Genomic DNA, 17,984 nt, shown 5'->3' with positions numbered 1-17,984 from the left:
AAGCGATTAAATCGACATTCGTTGGAAAGATCATATCTATATCAGCAAAACTTTGACCTGCAACCGGTAACTCAATGGGGTTTGAAGATGATGAAGTATTGGTTTTAGCCGTGTACTGTTCTCCGTTAGAGAGTGTAATACCGAGCAAAACTTCAATATTAAGCGCTCGTGTTCTACCACCATCGAAAGTTAAATAAGGCGCATTACCCTGAATTATATTCGAGGTTTTAACGGTTAATGCATGGCTGGAATAAAAAGGTATTAGCAAAAAGCCGAGCGATAAAAAGATCTGTCGGCGTAATTTAGATCCGAGAGATGATCGACGAGATGATCGGAATGATGATCCAAATGATGATCGAAATAACGATCGGCGCAACGATCGACTACGCGATCTTAAATTTTCGTCGATTAATAAACTGGAATGAAAAAAAATAGGCTGAGAGTTTGAATTTGGCGAATTTAAATTATAGGTTGGCCAAGTTGCCTGTTGCCTGTTGCCTGTTGAAAATTATAGAACATATGCGACAATCCTGTCAAGTATATTTATGATTTATTTACTTTTTTATATTTTTTAGTTAAATTTTATCTGTCTAACTAATAATGATCCGGAAGTATAGTGACTGAAAAAATATGACGCAATAATTTTTTCATTTTAGATCGTTAATCTTTGTAAAGATCTTCAGAAAAAGATCTAAACATTTTTTTGTGAAATTATGTTTTAATTGATAAATATCAACTTTACAAATCCTTAAAAACTATAATCTTTAATTCAGGAAAATTTTATTTTATTGGAATAATTTATTGATTTTTAAGTGGAGTTTTAAACGCTAAAAACCCCACTCCTCACTTTTTTTTGTAAAAATCAGTAATTTTTTTAGCCGTTAATCAATTTGATGATTAACAGCTATTTATTAGTCAGTTGATTTTTTAGGTAAGATTAAATTTAATAAAATCGCTAAAATTCCACATAAGCTAATGCCTTGTAGTGCATAAGATCCAAAATCAAAGATCATTCCGCCGATCCCAAAAACTAATACTAATGAGACAATACACATATTGCGTGATATAGAAAGATCGACTTTATGTTTGATCAATATATTAATACCGACTGATGCAATCGATCCGAATAAAAGCACCATAATTCCACCCATAACAACTGTTGGGATCGTACTTAAAAAAGCGCCGATCTTTCCAACAAATGACATGAAAATCGCCCAAATTGCCGCCCAAGTCATTACTCGTGTTTTGAAATTACGGGTTAATGTGACCGCGCCAATAACTTCGGCATAAGTGATACAAGGTGGACCACCAAAGAAGCCTGCACTTGAGGTTGCTAATCCATCACCAAGCAATGTTCTTTGTAAGCCCGGATCTCGGGTATAATCTTTTCCAGTTACTGCGCTGATCGCCATAATATCACCAACATGCTCGATCGTCGGTGCAATTACAATTGGGATCATATATAAGATAGCTTGCCAGTGAAACTCTGGAAAGGTGAAATCTGGTACTTTAAACCATGGCGCATCAATAATGGGTTGAAAATTGACTATGCCCATTATGCAAGACAATGCGTATCCCACAACAATACCTGCAATGATAGGGACTAATCTAAAAAAGCCTTTGGCCCAAATTGCTACAATTAAGGTGGTTAATAGTGACGCCATTGAGATCAAAATTAATTGATAGTTTTCGGCGGGTATTCCACTGTCGGTTCCCATTGCCATTTTGACGGCTACCGGTGCAAGTGATAGACCGATAACCATTATGATCGGTCCGGTAACCACTGGCGGTAAAATGCGATCAATTACGTGCTTTCCGTTAATTTTGACCAAAAAGGCAAAAAACATAAACACAAAACCGGCTGCAACAAGTCCACCCAATGTTGCAGGAATTCCCCACTGTGCAACGCCAAAAGAGATCGGTGCAATAAAAGCAAAGGATGATGCTAAAAATACCGGGACTTTTCCTTTGGTGGTGAGTTGAAATAATAGTGTGCCCAATCCGGCTGTGAATAAAGCAACATTGGTATTTAAGCCGGTTAATAATGGCACAAGTACTAATGCACCAAATGCAACAAATAGCATTTGGGCGCCGGTAAAAATGTCTTGCCACGAGTGTTGTGATGCTTCATTATCGATATTTTTAGACACATTGTCCTCTCTTATTCCACTTAATGTTAATCATATCTATTTATAATCAAATAGTAGGCATAAAAAAACCGGTTAAAACCGGTCTAAAATTTGAGATTTTATTTAGTGCCGAATATTTTGTCTCCGGCGTCACCAAGTCCTGGTAAAATGTAGCCCTTTTCATTCAACCGTTCATCGATTGATGCGGTATAAAGTTCTACATCTGGGTGAGCTTGTTCTAATACTTTGATTCCTTCTGGCGCAGCAACTAATACAAGTACTTTGATATTTTTACATCCAGCTTTTTTAAGCAGATCAATAGTTGCAACCATTGAACCACCGGTAGCAAGCATTGGATCAACGACTAATGCCATTCGTTCTTCAATATCAGAAGTTAGTTTTTGGAAATAAGGGACTGGTTCAAGCGTTTCTTCGTTACGATAAAAACCAACAACACTAATTCTTGCACTAGGTATATGTTCTAAGACACCATCCATCATTCCTAAACCAGCACGTAAAATAGGCACAACGGTGATTTTTTTACCTTTGATTTGTTCTACTTCAACAGGTCCACACCAACCTTGAATTGTGACTTTTTCAGTCGGTAGATTGGCTGTCGCTTCATAAGTTAATAAGCTACCAACTTCACTAGCAAGGTCTCGGAAATCTTTTGTGCTAATATCGTGTTCACGCATTAAGCCGATTTTATGGCGAACTAGAGGGTGTTTTACTTCAACAATTTTCATGGGGGCCTCAGTGTTATTTTTCGATGATCTAATTAGTAGGTATAAATAACCACTGAGAGGTAATTATAGCAGAGTTATCAAATCATGAAAACCCGAAATCCCAATAAAGGCATTATTATTGATGATGTGAATACTTGCTTGTCATTTTTTTATAAACTTTCACCTTCGAGATATTCAACTGGTAAATCGATAACTTTTTGCTCGACCTTTTCACCATTGATACGTTTTAGTAGTAATTCGGCAGCAATTTTGCCCATTTCGATTCTTGGGGTTTGGATTGAGGCTAGCTTGGGATTCATATATTGACCAATTTTATGACCATGGAATCCAACGATGGCTATTTGTTTCGGTATTTTAATACCAATACGTTGACATTCAAGTAGTACACCTAGCGCCAAATCATCATTAGTACTAAATATGCCATCGACACTTGGGTACTCTTTTAGTATTTGGTGTAAAAATCTTGCGCCTAGTTCATAGGATGAGGCTTCTTTGGTTGCTAATGTTTTAGGCGTTAATCCTGCCTCTTGCATGGCTTTTTCATAACCTTGCTGACGTATGATGCTTCGCTGATCTTGCCTTGCACTAAAGTAGACGATGTTGCGTCGCCCTTTCTCTATCATGTGATGAATCATATTTTTGGTGGCAGTAAAGTTATCAAAGCCAACAGCCATATCTATGCAAGGTGAGATACTGTCCATTATTTCAACTACTGGGACGCCAGATATTTCGATCATTTTGAGCGTAGCCGGATTGTGTATTCTTTCTGTTAATATGAGTCCATCGATGTTGTAAGAGAGTAATGAACGAACCCGTAGCTCTTCTTTATCCGCACTGTATCCAGTGTGGGTGATCATGGTTTGGTACCCTTTTACATCAGTAACCATTTCGATACCTTTTAAAATATCAGCAAAGACTTGGTTAGTTAATGAGGGTAATACCACGCCAATAGCATAACTTTTGGCATTAGATAGCATGTCAGGCGCTTTGTTTGGAATATAGCCTAATTTATCAATAGCCGATGAGATTTTTAACCGAAGTGATTCTGATACTAGGTTGGGATCTCGCAAAAAGCGACTGACTGTCATTTTGCTGATGCCGATTAAGTTGGCGATTTCTTGTAAGCCAGGGCGACGTTTTTTACTCATTGTTTATTTTCCGGTAATCTTGGTTGCCAATCGATTGGTGTTTTACCATGCTGTGTAATGATCGCATTTGCTTTTGAGAAGTGTTTACATCCAAAAAAGCCACGATGTGCAGATAATGGCGATGGATGTACCGCGGTTAATACATGATGTTTTTGCCGATCAATAAATTGACCTTTTTTCTGAGCCGGCGAGCCCCAAAGTAAAAATACCACGCCTTCCAAATGTTTATCGATCGCAGCAATAACATGATCGGTAAAGGTTTCCCAACCTATTTTGGCATGAGAGTGGGCCTGACCAGCTTCAACCGTTAATACGTTGTTAAGTAGTAGTACGCCTTGAGTTGCCCAGTAACCTAAGTAACCATGATTTGGAATAGTAAATCCGTCAATATCCGTTGAGAGTTCTTTATAGATGTTGAGTAGTGATGGCGGTGGTTTGATTCCCGGTAATACAGAAAAGGATAAACCATGAGCTTGGTTTGGGCCATGATAAGGGTCCTGCCCTAGAATTACCACTTTGATGTTATTAAATTCAGTGAAACGAAATGCATTAAACACATCGCGCTGAGGAGGATAAATGGTTTTACCTTCAGCGCGTTGTGTGGCAACAAATTGCATTATATGTTGAAAATAGGGTTTCTCTTTTTCAGAGCCAATAACATCGTTCCAGGTTAATTGATTACTCATATTTTGCCTTTACTAAAATTTTATACGGTACTGCATTAATAATAATTATACCTAAAAATAATAATAAACCTAATGCTAATCAATGCTGGATGATATTAAATAAACACTCTTAAATATTCAGTTAAACACAAAATTGCCATGGATTGGCCATATGGCATCGATGTTAATGGGATTTGTTTGTAATATGCTAAGTCGCTACCCATTGCAGTGCCAAATGAAACATTGAGTAGTGTTCCGTTGTCATCTATGTTTGTTAATATTCCTTTAATTGCTTTTTCTGCCATTACGGTATATTCATCAGAGATATAACGTTTTCTTATCGATTTTAAAATACCATAGGCAAATCCCGCGGTTGCCGATGCTTCTAAGTAGGAATCTGGATCATCGATGATTGTGTGCCATAACCCATTTTCATTTTGGTATTTAGCCAGTGCCTGAATTTGCGCATTGAGCACTTCAATTAGTAGTTTTCTAAATGGATCGTTTTGATCAAGATCAAGTAGTTCAATAAATTCGGGAATGACGATGGTTAACCAGCTGTTTCCCCTTGCCCATCTGGCTTTGGCAAAGTTATGGTTGCCGTCAAAAGTCCATCCATGAAACCAAAGCCCAGTTTGGCGATCCATTAGATATTGGATGTGAATCAGTATTTGGTAAATGGCTTCTTGTATATATTCTGGTCTATTGAGTAATTTACCGATTTTGGCGATAGGTAATACACTCATCATGAGCGTGTCATCCCAAAGTTGTTGATGATTTTCATTGTTGTAGACAATATGTTGTAAACCGCCAAATTTCGTTCTTGGCATTTCATACATTACCCAGTCAGCCCAACGCTCTAAATATGGTAGAAAAACAGGGTTTTTGGTTTCTTCATATCGATAGGCTAACGTTAGAAATGGACAAACCGTATTCACATTTTTGGTTGGTGTTCCTTCTGATAAGCGCTGTGTAAACCAGTCGTCAATAATGTCGAGCGTCGGTTTGTCGCCTGTTTGTTGATAAAATTGATACATACCATAAAGTCCAATGCCATGAGTCCATTCCCAGCCATTCCAACCTTTAGTGTCTATTACACGTCCATCATCTAAGCGTAATAGAAATTCACCGGTTTCATCTTTGATATTAATTAGATTATTAATAATTTTATGTATCAGTTGTTTTAATTCAGAACGTGAAATTATATATTCAGGTTTACAAAGTAATTTGCTATGTTTTACAGGAAATATCTGCATTTTGTACCTCTACTAATCATTAAATTTGAATTCTTTTTTTATTTATTTTTATAACCTATATTGTTATTTCCCCAGAGCTGGGAAACCGGCATACCAGTTAACATTTCTACAACCGGTTTGCCTTCATCACTAATTCGTCTTTCAGAACTCGTTCCAATACCTTTTATGTTATTAATTTCATTGATTAAAATTTTGTGAGTGGTTAGATTTAATTTGAATTTCAACGAAATGAAAAATCCTAATGAGAGAACGAATATTGTTCCAATCACTAATAAGAATAAGATAGTTAGCGAGACTTGTTCAGGTTGCTGATTTTGGCCACTCACAAAGCCCGACCATTGTAAACATACACCAATCAACATTACTGCTCCCGCTTGTGAAGCTTTTCGGGTAAATGTCATTACGCCAGCAAAAATACCTTCTCGGCGTTTGCCGGTAATAATTTCATCAACATCTGAAATATAAGTGTAGATATTCCAAGGAACGTAGTTGATACCACCTCGACCTAATCCAGCTATTGCTGAGATGGTAACAAGTAAAGTGTGAATGTGACTTAAGTTGTAATACCAAATGATGCCATAAGAGAGGCAACTTAAGCCAAAGATAGTTACAACAGCTCGGTATGCCGGCGCTGGACCATATTTTATGCATAATGGCATCATACAAAGTACAGCAACAAATTGGGTGATAGACATGGTTCCAATTAGCATTGAAGCAACGGTTGGCTCTTGTAATAGAACGAAAATTACATAATAGGTAAAGACGGCGTTAAATACATCCTGAGCAATATATCCACCAAGATACATGCCTAAATGCTGTCTGAAGATTTTTATTTTGAAGGTGGATAATAATTCGATAACCAAATGGCGGATACTTTCTTTAAATGATAATGAAGCAGCTAGTTGTTCTGCTTGTAAAGCCTCTTTCGATTTTAGTTCATTTGGTCTTTCCCATGTAAATAGGTATACCATGCAAAGGGCAAAAGAACATAGGATTGAGAAGACTAAACTTGCATAGAAGAATGATATTGCATTATCTTTACCAAAATAGTTGAGTAAAATCCCCGGTAAGAACCCGGCTAATATTGCCGATAATTGTGCCATTGAAATTCGTGCACCGGAAAATTTGGTTTTTTGTTTAAAATCATCGGTCATTTCAGGAACTAATGTTTCGTATGGAACCAGCACCATGGTGTAGACCATGTCAAAGAAGAGGTAGGTGATTAAGTAGTAGAGATAATTCATACCAGGTGCCCACATTACGCTATAGCTAAATATGAGTGGAATACCAAGTAAGATAAAGAATTTACGACGACCAAAACGTTTACCTAATCGAGTTCGGCCAAAGTTATCCGTTAAATAACCCATCAATGGGCTAATCACTGCATCAAGAACCCTTGCTGCCGCAAAAATAAATGTGGCTTCGATAGGCGTTAGTCCACAAAAATTTGTATAAAAATATAATAACCACACAGCAGTCAATGCTGTTGTTCCCGCACCTAAAAAATCACCAGCGCCATAAGCTAAGTAATTTTTTAAACCTATCACTCTCTTTTTCATATTTGCCCCACTCATTTTTCCTTATTTCAAAAAATAAAATATCCTTTTCACATTCTTTAGCTAGTCTATGGTGGGTGCTTTTCTTAAACTTTAATATATATGCCAACTTTTTATAAAAATGGCAAAATTTTGAAAGTCGATGTGATTTTGTTCACATATATCTTATTTTTATAAAATAATTTTTATTTGGTAAAAAAATTTATGAAACAATGATTCAAATTTCAATCATTATTATGAGTATTTATGATGAAGATCCCAAAAGTAGCCATTTTATTAGCTGAAGGTTTTGAAGAAGCTGAAGCCATTATTATCTATAACGCACTTTGCCGAGTAAAAATAGCCGTTCATCTATTAGCCTGCCAAGATGATATTGAGGTTAAAAGTTACCATGGTATTGAGATGAGAGCTCATGCATTGCTTAAGGATAAACAAACAACGCTATACGATGCAGTGATTTTACCGGGTGGGCCAGATGGCACAGTTAATTTAGGCAATAATCCCAATGTGATTGATTTTATTAAACGCCACGATAAGGAAAATAAGTGGATTTGCCCGATTTGCTCGGCAGCAGCAAAAGTGTTGAGTAAGAATAAGCTATTAAATGGTCGGAAATATGTCTGTTCTGGTGATTTATATAAAAATGTTCAAGATGGGATCTTTGTTGATCAAGATGTTGTCTGTGACGGAAATCTTTTGAGTGGTAAAGGGCTGGGTATGGCATTTAAATTCGCTTTTACACTAGCAGAATCGTTAAAAATAGATAAAGATGAAGTTCACTTTCAAGCTGAACATATTTATATCAATTATTAACCCCCCAATATAATTGAAGTTTATACCTTATTAATTGTTAAAAAGCTAATCAACGGTAAAACTTATCAGATTAATAGCTTTTTTTGATTTTAATCAAATTTTTAAAGTGCTATATTAGTCTCAATAGTTTAGGACAATAACGTCCAGATCCATTAGGAGGATTTAAAATGATTACAGGTATCCAAATTACTAAAGCTGATAATAAAGCACTACTTAACTCATTCTGGTTATTAGATGATTCAACAAAAGAAGCTCGTTGTGTTGCTGCTAAATCAGTTTATAAAGAAGATCAAGTTGTCCCAACTGCTGAACTTGGTCAAATCGAATATCGTGAAATTCCATTAGATGTAGCACCAACAATTAAAGTTGAAGGTGGTCAACACTTAAATGTGAACGTTCTTCGTCGTGAGACTTTAGAAGACGCTGTTCAACATCCAGAAAAATATCCACAATTAACTATTCGTGTTTCTGGTTATGCTGTTCGTTTTAACTCGTTAACAGCTGAACAACAACGCGATGTTATTGCTCGTACTTTTACAACTAAAATCTAAGTTTCTTATTTGACAATAAGTTTCGCCCAGCTTTATGCTGGGTTTTTTTTAACTTTTAATTTAGGTTTTATTTCACCCAAGTTAACTACTGCGCCGGGTCAAATTTACATTTAATATTTACAGATACATTTAGTCTTGTTTGAGTGTCAAAAAAATAGCGAAGTAGGAAACCCTGCTTCGCTATTAAGTGATAATTGATTTTATCCAAAAAACTTTTTCACTTTATCAAAAAAACTTTTTTCTTTTGGGCTGTGTTTTGAGTTTTTGTCCGCTTTGAAACTTTCACCCAATTCTTTTAGTAGCTCTTTTTGTTTGCCAGTTAAGTTTACTGGGGTTTCAACCACTACGTGGCAGTATAGATCACCTACTGCGCTACCGCGTAATGATTTAATTCCTTTTCCACGCAATCTGAACATTTTACCTGTTTGAGTTTCAGCTGGTATGGTTAAGCTGACTTTACCATTTAGTGTTGGTACTTCTACTTCACCACCAAGTGATGCTAAAACAATGTTAATTGGAATTTCACAATGTAAGTTTGTACCATCACGTTCAAAGATTGCATGTGGTTTTACTTGTACCTGAACGTATAAATCTCCAGCTGGGGCGCCATTAAGTCCCGCTTCACCCTCGCCTGAAAGTCGAATACGGTTTCCGGTATCCACGCCAGCAGGGATGGTAACAGATAGTGTTTTCGTTTTCTGAATACGTCCTTCACCATGACATTTTTTACATGGATTTTTAACGATTTTTCCACGACCGTGACAGGTTGGACACTCTTGCTGTACAGCAAAGAAGCCTTGTCGCATTTGTACAACACCAGCGCCATGACATGTATCACACGTTACGACATCAGATGATTTTTCTGTTCCTTGTCCATGACATACATCACAAGTTACCCATGTTGGTACTTTTATCTCTTTACTTACGCCACTTGCTGCTTCTTCTAGCGTTAATGAGATGTTGTATTGTAAATCATCGCCTCGTGACGCGGTTTGACCACGTCCGCGCCCACCACCGAAGAAATCACTGAAGATATCATCAAATGCAGAACCTCCACCAAAACCACCAAATCCGCCGAAGCCACCGCCTCCAGCACCACCTTGACCTTGTTCAAAAGCAGCATGTCCATACTGATCATAAGCAGCTTTCTTTTGTGGATCGGTTAAGATTTCATAAGCTTCTTTGACTTCTTTGAATTTCGCTTCAGCTTCTGCTTTATTATCCTGATTTTTATCCGGATGATATTTCATGGCTAGGCGTTTGTAGGCTTTTTTTATCTCAGCTTCAGTAGCACTTTTACTTACGCCTAATGTTTCATAATAATCTTTCTTCGCCATAATTAACCTTTAACTTTAATCATTATATAAACAACTAAACGGGCTTGAGTTACCTCGCGCCCGTTTAATGTTTTACATGTTTAAAACTCGTTGAAATAACTCATTAAAAAACATATTAGTTAATGCTTATTTTTTCTTATCATCAACTTCTTTGAAGTCCGCATCAACTACATCATCAGCAGAGTTTGCGCTATTTGCTTGGCTTGCAGATTGATCAGCTTGAGCTTGTTGTTGAGCTAACTCAAGTAATTTTTTTGAAGCTTCCATTAATGCATTAATTTTAGCTTCGATTTCTGCTTTATCTTCACCGCGTGCAGCATTTTCTAAATCACTCACGGCGCTTTCGATAGCGGTTTTGTCATCAGCTGATAATTGATCGCCAGCTTCAGTCACTTGTTTACGAGTTGAGTGAACAAGATGATCAGCTTGGTTACGAATTTGAGCTAATTCTTCAAATTTACGGTCAGCATCTGCATTTGCTTCTGCATCATTTACCATTTTTTGGATCTCTTCTTCACTTAATCCTGAAGAAGCTTTAATGGTAATGTTTTGTTCACGACCAGTATTTTTATCTTTTGCTGATACATGCAATATACCATCAGCATCGATATCAAATGTTACTTCAATTTGTGGCATACCGCGTGGTGCAGCTTGAATTCCATCAAGGTTAAATTGACCTAATGATTTGTTATCACTTGCACGTTTACGTTCACCTTGTAACACATGAATGGTTACCGCAGATTGATTATCTTCAGCAGTTGAGAACACTTGACTATGTTTAGTTGGAATAGTTGTGTTTTTCTCAATCAAGGTAGTCATTACACCACCCATTGTTTCAATACCTAATGATAATGGTGTTACGTCAAGTAATAATACGTCTTTAACATCACCACCTAATACACCACCTTGTACCGCAGCACCTACTGCTACTGCTTCGTCAGGGTTAACGTCTTTACGTGGTTCTTTGCCAAAGAAGTCTGCAACGGCTTTTTGTACCATTGGCATACGTGTTTGACCACCAACTAAAATCACATCTTTAATATCAGAAACAGTAAGACCTGCATCTTTTAATGCTGTTTTAACTGGTTCCATTGAGCGTTTAACTAAATCTTCAACTAATGATTCAAGTTTAGCGCGAGTCACTTTGATATTTAAGTGTTTTGGTCCAGTTGCATCAGCAGTGATATATGGTAAGTTAATATCAGTTTGTTGTGCTGATGATAATTCAATTTTCGCTTTTTCAGCTGCTTCTTTTAGACGTTGCATTGCAAGTGGATCATTTTTAAGATCGAATCCTTGTTCACGTTTAAATTCATCAACTAAATAGTTAATTAAACGAGAGTCAAAGTCTTCACCACCTAAGTGAGTATCACCATTAGTTGCTAATACTTCGAATGTTTTTTCACCATCAACATCATCAATTTCGATAATTGAGATATCAAATGTACCACCACCAAGGTCATAAACTGCAATGGTGCGGTTACCGACATCTTTATCTAAACCATACGCTAATGCTGCTGCTGTTGGTTCGTTGATGATACGTTTAACATCTAAACCAGCAATACGACCAGCATCTTTAGTTGCTTGACGTTGTGCGTCATTAAAATAAGCAGGAACAGTAATTACTGCTTCAGTTACTGGCTCACCAAGATAATCTTCTGCTGTTTTTTTCATTTTCTTCAATACTTCAGCAGAAATTTGTGGTGGAGCAATTTTTTGGCCTTTAACATCAACCCATGCATCGCCATTGTCTGCTTTAACAATTTTATATGGCATGATGCCAACATCACGTTGTACTTCAGCGTCTTCATAACGACGACCGATTAAACGTTTAATCGCAAATAATGTATTTTGTGGATTGGTTACTGCTTGGCGTTTAGCTGGTTGACCAACTAGAATTTCGCCATCTTGTGTGTAAGCAATAATCGATGGGGTTGTGCGATCACCCTCGGCATTTTCTAATACTTTTGCTTGGCCGTTATCCATTACTGCAACACATGAATTTGTTGTACCTAAGTCGATACCAATAATTTTACCCATAATCGTTTCTCCTCAAACCTGTATTTTATTCTTTGTATATAAGTCTTAAATATTTAATTTCAAGTCCTTATTTTGACAAAGATATGTAATTGTTTTCACATAAATGGGAACAATATTTTTAATATCAAGGGGCAAAATAAATTATTTTTTCTTAAATCTTGATTATAGACCTCTCTACACTTATTATTGCCGCCTTTTTATTATGAGAATTAATTTATAGGATCTTTATGGAACAAACTAAATTAGCAAACCCTGGTCCTCTCGGCTTGATGGGTTTTGGTATGACTACAATTTTATTAAATATTCATAACGCAGGTTTTTTTCCTGTCATGACGGCCATTGTGTCAATGGGTATTTTTTATGGTGGACTGGCACAGGTGATCGCTGGAATTTTAGAATTTCGTAAAGGTAATACTTTTGGTACTACAGCGTTTACTTCATATGGTTTCTTTTGGATCGCTCTTGTTGGTATTTGGTATTTACCGACATCACCAGCAACCGCTCCAACTGATGCAACTTTTGTGGGTATCTTCCTGGCATTATGGGGAATTTTTACCGCATTTATGTTTATCGGTACTTTAAAAGGTAATCGAGTATTACAATTTGTTTTTGCAAGTTTAACTGTTTTATTTGCTTTATTAGCAATTGGTAACATTTGTGGTAACCATGACATCATTCATATTGCCGGTTTTGAGGGTATTATTTGCGGTGCCAGTGCTATTTATTTAGCGATGGCTGAAGTGCTTAATGAACAATATGGACGTACAATTTTACCAGTTGGTGCAAAATCTCAGCATTGATAAGAACATCACATCTACTAACAAAATTGGTAGATGTGATTTTTTTGAAAAGGAAAATAAAAAATCTAGCTTTTAATTTTTATTTGAATTTATCAATGATTTACATACATTTAAAAGAGACTGGGTATGTTTATTTATTGTTTCTTCAGATAAATTATTATCTTTTGAGCTAAAAGCGTTATTTATCATAATTTTACCACTGTTATCCATTGTTCCCGATGTCATCATAATGTAATTTGGAAATTGGATGTCCATTGTTCCTTGTTTAAAAACAATATTTTCTAAATGAATATTTGACTCTTCAGGTTTTAAATAAATCAATTCATCACCATTTCCAATGCTATCAATAAATATGAATTTTTTATTTTTCAATTGTTTTGCATAGCTTTCCAGCATCTTTAGGCCATATTGTCCATTATTACCATCATCATATAAAACAAAAGCAATTTTCTTCTTTTCTTTTTTATCTAATTTATTAATTAAATTGATAATTGTAATAATACTTGAAGAGTTACAAACAAAATTCTTTTGATTCGGAATGCCACTTTTGTATTTCAAAATAATAAAAAATAATAAAATAGTCGAAACAATAGACGATACACCGGGAATACTAAAAAAACCCTGCGACTGAATTTTGGGTATGAACACCCAGTAATTTAATACCAATGAGGTGATGAATAAGAAAATAATTGGCGAAATACTTATAAAATAGCCTAATTTACTAAAGTGAGGCGTGAATGCATATTTTTTATTAAAATTAAAATTTTTAATACCAGTATCATAATAGGTACAAATGATTAATTCAGCTTGATCTAAATTACCAATATAAGCGTTGTAATAATTTTCATACCGTCTTGTTGCTAACTTTAATTTTGCTAATTTAGCATCAACTATATAGCCCAATTGAGTAAGTTCTTTAGATATCACTCTTAAAAAAGTGATTTTTTCTTTAGACGTAAATCTTTTGCCAAAAATGACACAGTATCTTAGTACAAGGTCTTTAAATTTATCCATTTTTAATAATTATTCAAATTTAGAAAAACTGTTAGTGCGATATTAGTCACACTAACAGCGAAACAAATAGATAATATTAAAATAATGATTATCAAATAATATTATCTATAGAAGATGTTAGTTTAATCAATAATCATCTTCATTTTGAGATTGGGAGAAATTAGCCATATTGCTAATCGCTTCTTGGATATTCTCATGTCCAGTTTCAACACACTCTTTTGCCAAATCAAGTAGTGATAATGAATCTCTATTACATACAGCATTAATTACCATTGGCAAGTTCATACCGGTAATGACGCGGACATTCATACCTAATTTTTCCCATTCTGGCAAACATCGCATTGATGCGTTATAAGGCGAGGCACCCAATAAATCAACAAAAATTAAGACACCTTGCCCTGAGTCTAGAGATTTTGAACAATCAAATAAATTATCTTTTAATTGTTCAATATCTTGTCCTGGATTGAGTGATAGTGATTCAAATTTATCTTGTTCTCCAACAATCATTGATACACTATCTTTAATCCCTTCAGCCATTTTGCCATGACTAACTAATAAAACACCTATCATATTTTCGATACCTATATTATTCAAACATCTTAATCGCTTCGTTTAATGTGACTTTTTTCAACGAAGGCGTCGCTTGAAAATAGATATCCATATTAGGGAAGCTGTTTTGTAAATCGATTAGTAAATCAAGTTGTTCTTTATTAATCGATACTTCTTTAATTATTGAAGTTGCTCCAGGTACTAGCGGTAAACCCCCAATATTAAGATTAGTTATTGGCACACCCGCTTTAATGATTTTATACATAACTTCTATATTTTTTGTTATCAAAATAACATTAAAATCATCATACTGGCGATCATTCCAATATCTTACCGCGCCATCTTCTTTTAATACTCTTATTTTGTGTCCTGTACTTGCCCCAGCACCTAATATAATATTTTTAGTAAATTCATCATTTGCTGAGTAATCATCGGCTACAAATAACGCATTTGCTCCAGCTGCTTTAGAGACATTAGTTGCAACTTGACCATGAATAAGGCGGCTATCTACACGCGCTAACACTACTTTTCCCATAATTTTACCTCTATATTTTTTTAATTTTATAAAATTCCAATGGCTGCTAATACACCAAGTATTATGGTTAATCCAACTAATGCTTGAGTTACTTTTAACCCTTTCTTAGAAAAATAGAAATATAATCCCATCACGACCATAAGAGGCAATACACCCGGTAGGATTTTATCCAACGTATCTTGGATGACAAATTCTTTACCGGATAAATTGAATTTCAAACTTGATGATACTTTTATGTAGTTAGCAGCTAAAATACCCATCATGAATAGGCCTAGAATGGACAAGCCTTCAATGACCATTTGCATTTTATTACCAACCACTTCGGTAGCTGCATTTCTACCCAATTTGAATCCTAACTGAGCAAAATAGTACCCAACAAAAAGTTGATAGATAACAAATGCAATGAAAGGAAATAAAGCACCAATTGCTAGGCCTTCTTGAGCCCAAGGAAGCGCAATTGCAATAAAGATATATTGCACTGTTCCAGAGTCGATTGCGTCACCTATTCCGGCTAAAGCCCCCATTAAACCAGCTTTTGTATTATAGAGAACGTCGTTATCAATGCTGATCGGTTTCTTTTGATAAACTTCATCTGCTCTTACAGCTTCTAGTGACGCCATAATTCCTGAAATTGTTCCGCCACCCCAGGTTAATTGAGTGTTAAAGAACAATAAGTGTCTTTGATAAGCGGCAGAAAGCTCACTTTTTGATTTATATAATTTTTTGAGAATTGGCATCAATCCCCACATTAAAGAAGCGGCTAGATAGCGGTCAAATGAGTGTGGGATTTCATTTGCATAATACCAACGTAACCATGCAATAGTGATATCTTTTTTAGTTATTGCTTCCGGTTTGAGATCAATACTTTCTTGTACGATTTCAGTCATTATAAATTCCTCTTTTTAATTTATTAATCAATTAAAGATTAATAATCGTCATCATCTACTTGGTTATTTGAATTACTTCTAGGTTGCTCAGCTGCAGAATTAACCGCTTCATTCTTTGCAAGGACAAAGATAAACGCAACAATAGCACCGACAATTGCGTAGGTAACCATTGTGATATTCAGTGGTTTTGCAATTACGGCCATGAAGTAAGCTAATAAGAAGAAAATGATGTAATTTTTCTTACCGATAACATAAATAGTCAGAGCAATACCTACTGCTGCAAGACCACCACCAATTACATTAAGAATATGGAAAACAAGTCCACCAGCATTGGATTTAATGATATCTGCAATTATTGGCGCACCAAAATAGAGTGCGACAAACATAAATGGTAAAAAGAGTGCGACACTACAAATGATTGGTAAGATAATAATTGATAAAGTTAATCCCGAACTGTTAGCTTCGTCAGCATATCGTTCAGTTAATTTCATAATCATTGTATTGAGGAAAAATCTTAATTGGTATAAATACGATCCTAACAAACCAACAGGTACGGCTACCGCCACCGCAGCTGCTGGTTGCATATCGCCGAGTAATGCGACAGGTACAGCGACAGCAGTTGCAATTGCGGGTTCTGATGGCATTTGTCCGCCAGGAGAAAATACCCCCATATAAATTAACTGTATTGCTGCGGTTATTATCATCGCGTTTGAAATATCATTAAAGACTATTCCAACAATTAACCCCGTCATCATCGGTGAGAATCTGAGTGTTAATGTTGCTCCACCCAGCCCCCGAGACATTACCATTGCAACCCATATTGAAATAATGGTTGCTTGAAGAAACGTTACATGCATTTCTTGCATATATAAACTCCTCGATTTTTTTATAATGTTTAAAAAATTTTAAGAAACAATTGATTGTAATTCTTGCTTATTGACAAATTTCTCTACATCTTCGACACATTTCTCCCCCATACCTTGCAAACACTCAATGGCATAAGCGGATGTATGTGGAGTAACAAGAACTTTTGGGTGTTGAACTAAAGGATTATCGTTATATGAAGGCTCGACATACATTACGTCAGTTGCATGACCAGCGACAATACCTTCATTTAATGCGTGTAATAGTGCATTTTCATCAATCAATTCAGCTCGAGCAGTATTGGTAATGTAAACGCCTTTTTTCATTAAAGAAAATTGGTGATCTTTTAAGATATGATAACTAGTTTCATTTAATGAAGCATTTAGAGAAATGATATCCGCATGTTTTAGTAAATACTCTAAATCAACAATTTCAATATTATGTTGATTAGCCCATTGTTTATTTACGTTTGGATCTACAACAAGTAAGCGCGCATTAAACCCGTGTTTAAAAATTTCTGCCACACGACTTCCAATATTCCCACAACCAATAACGCCAACAACTTTACCCGTAACATTGATACCCAAAAAAGAAGCTCTTTTTTTCCAATCATTTGATTTCACTGCAGCTTGTGACTGAACTGTTTGCCTAATTAATGCAAGTAAATTAGTCACTGCATTTTCGGCTACAGCATCTCGCTCCACTAGAGGCGGTACAATTGTTACAATCGTTCCATGTTCCCTTGCAGCAACAACATCAACATTATTAAAACCTATTCCATGACGAGAAATTAAAAACAAAGGGTCTTTTTTATTATCAAAAAAATCTTTGTTAAAAAAAGGTCTAACACTAGCAATAAAAATATTGAAACCTTCTAAAGCCTTTGCTAATTCCTTCCCTGGTATATCATTATCAAAAGTAAAATGCTTTACTTCGCCAATTTTTTCTAATCGTTTTAAATGATCTGGAAAATACTTTCCAAAACTACTTGAGTTAATTATCGCAATTTTATAATTATCCACTCCATACTCCTAATTTATAAAAGATAAACGTTATTGCTTTTTTATAAAAAATTAACGCTCATAAACCTCTTT

The 17,984-nt window shown here is 35.6% G+C and carries 18 protein-coding genes; 3 read left to right on the top strand and 15 right to left on the bottom strand.

Going from position 1 to position 17,984, the window contains the following annotated elements; all coding sequences use genetic code 11:
* The 7 genes from J3U27_RS11115 to J3U27_RS11085 all read right to left on the bottom strand — a co-directional run.
* Positions 1-376, bottom strand: a 376-nt coding sequence (locus tag J3U27_RS11115) for a hypothetical protein (RefSeq protein WP_267377458.1), incomplete at its 3' end; no start/stop codon positions are given.
* A 535-nt stretch (positions 377-911) separates the two neighbouring features.
* Positions 912-2,150 (bottom strand): uracil-xanthine permease family protein, encoded by a 1,239-nt coding sequence (locus tag J3U27_RS11110; RefSeq protein WP_065733567.1) that lies wholly within the window; start codon positions 2,148-2,150, stop codon positions 912-914.
* Between the two features lie 98 nt (positions 2,151-2,248).
* The gene (upp, locus tag J3U27_RS11105) at positions 2,249-2,875 is read right to left on the bottom strand and encodes a uracil phosphoribosyltransferase (RefSeq protein ID WP_065563803.1); all 627 of its coding nucleotides are present in this window, start codon (positions 2,873-2,875) and stop codon (positions 2,249-2,251) included.
* Positions 2,876-3,024: 149 nt separating this feature from the next.
* Complete coding sequence (gene gntR / locus J3U27_RS11100; protein WP_065733566.1) at positions 3,025-4,023, bottom strand: gluconate operon transcriptional repressor GntR; 999 nt, start codon at positions 4,021-4,023, stop codon at positions 3,025-3,027.
* Positions 4,020-4,709 (bottom strand): uracil-DNA glycosylase, encoded by a 690-nt coding sequence (ung, locus tag J3U27_RS11095; RefSeq protein ID WP_065733565.1) that lies wholly within the window; start codon positions 4,707-4,709, stop codon positions 4,020-4,022. The genes gntR and ung overlap by 4 nt, the downstream gene beginning before the upstream one ends.
* Before the next feature lie 95 nt (positions 4,710-4,804).
* On the bottom strand, positions 4,805-5,944 hold the full coding sequence (locus J3U27_RS11090; protein WP_065563806.1) for a glycoside hydrolase family 88/105 protein: 1,140 nt from the start codon (positions 5,942-5,944) through the stop codon (positions 4,805-4,807).
* 38 nt (positions 5,945-5,982) lie between these two features.
* Positions 5,983-7,503: an MFS transporter gene (locus J3U27_RS11085; protein ID WP_267331102.1), complete on the bottom strand. Its 1,521-nt coding sequence runs from the start codon at positions 7,501-7,503 to the stop codon at positions 5,983-5,985.
* Positions 7,504-7,746: 243 nt separating this feature from the next.
* Here J3U27_RS11085 and J3U27_RS11080 point away from each other — a divergent pair, with 243 nt between their 5' ends.
* Both J3U27_RS11080 and grcA read left to right on the top strand, forming a co-directional pair.
* Complete coding sequence (locus J3U27_RS11080; RefSeq protein WP_267377457.1) at positions 7,747-8,313, top strand: DJ-1/PfpI family protein; 567 nt, start codon at positions 7,747-7,749, stop codon at positions 8,311-8,313.
* A 167-nt stretch (positions 8,314-8,480) separates the two neighbouring features.
* Positions 8,481-8,864 (top strand): autonomous glycyl radical cofactor GrcA, encoded by a 384-nt coding sequence (gene grcA, locus J3U27_RS11075; RefSeq protein WP_065563808.1) that lies wholly within the window; start codon positions 8,481-8,483, stop codon positions 8,862-8,864.
* Between the two features lie 200 nt (positions 8,865-9,064).
* Here grcA and dnaJ read toward each other — a convergent pair whose 3' ends face one another.
* Together dnaJ and dnaK are read right to left on the bottom strand one after the other, a co-directional pair.
* Positions 9,065-10,201, bottom strand: coding sequence for a molecular chaperone DnaJ (gene dnaJ, locus J3U27_RS11070; RefSeq protein ID WP_065563809.1), 1,137 nt, complete (start codon positions 10,199-10,201; stop codon positions 9,065-9,067).
* Between the two features lie 126 nt (positions 10,202-10,327).
* A complete protein-coding gene (gene dnaK / locus J3U27_RS11065; protein WP_267377456.1) occupies positions 10,328-12,241 on the bottom strand; it encodes a molecular chaperone DnaK in 1,914 nt (637 codons plus the stop codon).
* A 227-nt stretch (positions 12,242-12,468) separates the two neighbouring features.
* On the opposite strand from dnaK, the gene satP reads away from it, so the two are divergent.
* Positions 12,469-13,041 (top strand): acetate uptake transporter, encoded by a 573-nt coding sequence (satP, locus tag J3U27_RS11060; RefSeq protein ID WP_065733562.1) that lies wholly within the window; start codon positions 12,469-12,471, stop codon positions 13,039-13,041.
* A gap of 72 nt (positions 13,042-13,113) precedes the next feature.
* Here satP and J3U27_RS11055 read toward each other — a convergent pair whose 3' ends face one another.
* The 6 genes from J3U27_RS11055 to J3U27_RS11030 form a co-directional block, all read right to left on the bottom strand.
* The gene (locus J3U27_RS11055) at positions 13,114-14,055 is read right to left on the bottom strand and encodes a hypothetical protein (RefSeq protein WP_267331098.1); all 942 of its coding nucleotides are present in this window, start codon (positions 14,053-14,055) and stop codon (positions 13,114-13,116) included.
* A gap of 126 nt (positions 14,056-14,181) precedes the next feature.
* Complete coding sequence (locus tag J3U27_RS11050; protein ID WP_065733560.1) at positions 14,182-14,625, bottom strand: PTS sugar transporter subunit IIA; 444 nt, start codon at positions 14,623-14,625, stop codon at positions 14,182-14,184.
* 16 nt (positions 14,626-14,641) lie between these two features.
* Positions 14,642-15,139, bottom strand: coding sequence for a PTS system mannose/fructose/N-acetylgalactosamine-transporter subunit IIB (locus J3U27_RS11045; RefSeq protein ID WP_065563814.1), 498 nt, complete (start codon positions 15,137-15,139; stop codon positions 14,642-14,644).
* A 26-nt stretch (positions 15,140-15,165) separates the two neighbouring features.
* Entirely contained in the window at positions 15,166-16,026 is an 861-nt protein-coding gene (locus J3U27_RS11040; RefSeq protein ID WP_065563815.1) for a PTS system mannose/fructose/sorbose family transporter subunit IID, read from the bottom strand.
* Between the two features lie 38 nt (positions 16,027-16,064).
* Positions 16,065-16,883: a PTS mannose/fructose/sorbose/N-acetylgalactosamine transporter subunit IIC gene (locus J3U27_RS11035; RefSeq protein ID WP_081303305.1), complete on the bottom strand. Its 819-nt coding sequence runs from the start codon at positions 16,881-16,883 to the stop codon at positions 16,065-16,067.
* Positions 16,884-16,931: 48 nt separating this feature from the next.
* The gene (locus J3U27_RS11030; protein ID WP_065733558.1) at positions 16,932-17,912 is read right to left on the bottom strand and encodes a D-isomer specific 2-hydroxyacid dehydrogenase family protein; all 981 of its coding nucleotides are present in this window, start codon (positions 17,910-17,912) and stop codon (positions 16,932-16,934) included.
* Between the last annotated feature and the right edge of the window lie 72 nt (positions 17,913-17,984).

This window comes from Gilliamella sp. B2911, from assembly GCF_026536965.1.
In the GTDB taxonomy this organism is placed as follows: domain Bacteria; phylum Pseudomonadota; class Gammaproteobacteria; order Enterobacterales; family Orbaceae; genus Gilliamella; species Gilliamella apicola_E.
This window is presented reverse-complemented; position numbering and strand designations above follow the sequence as displayed.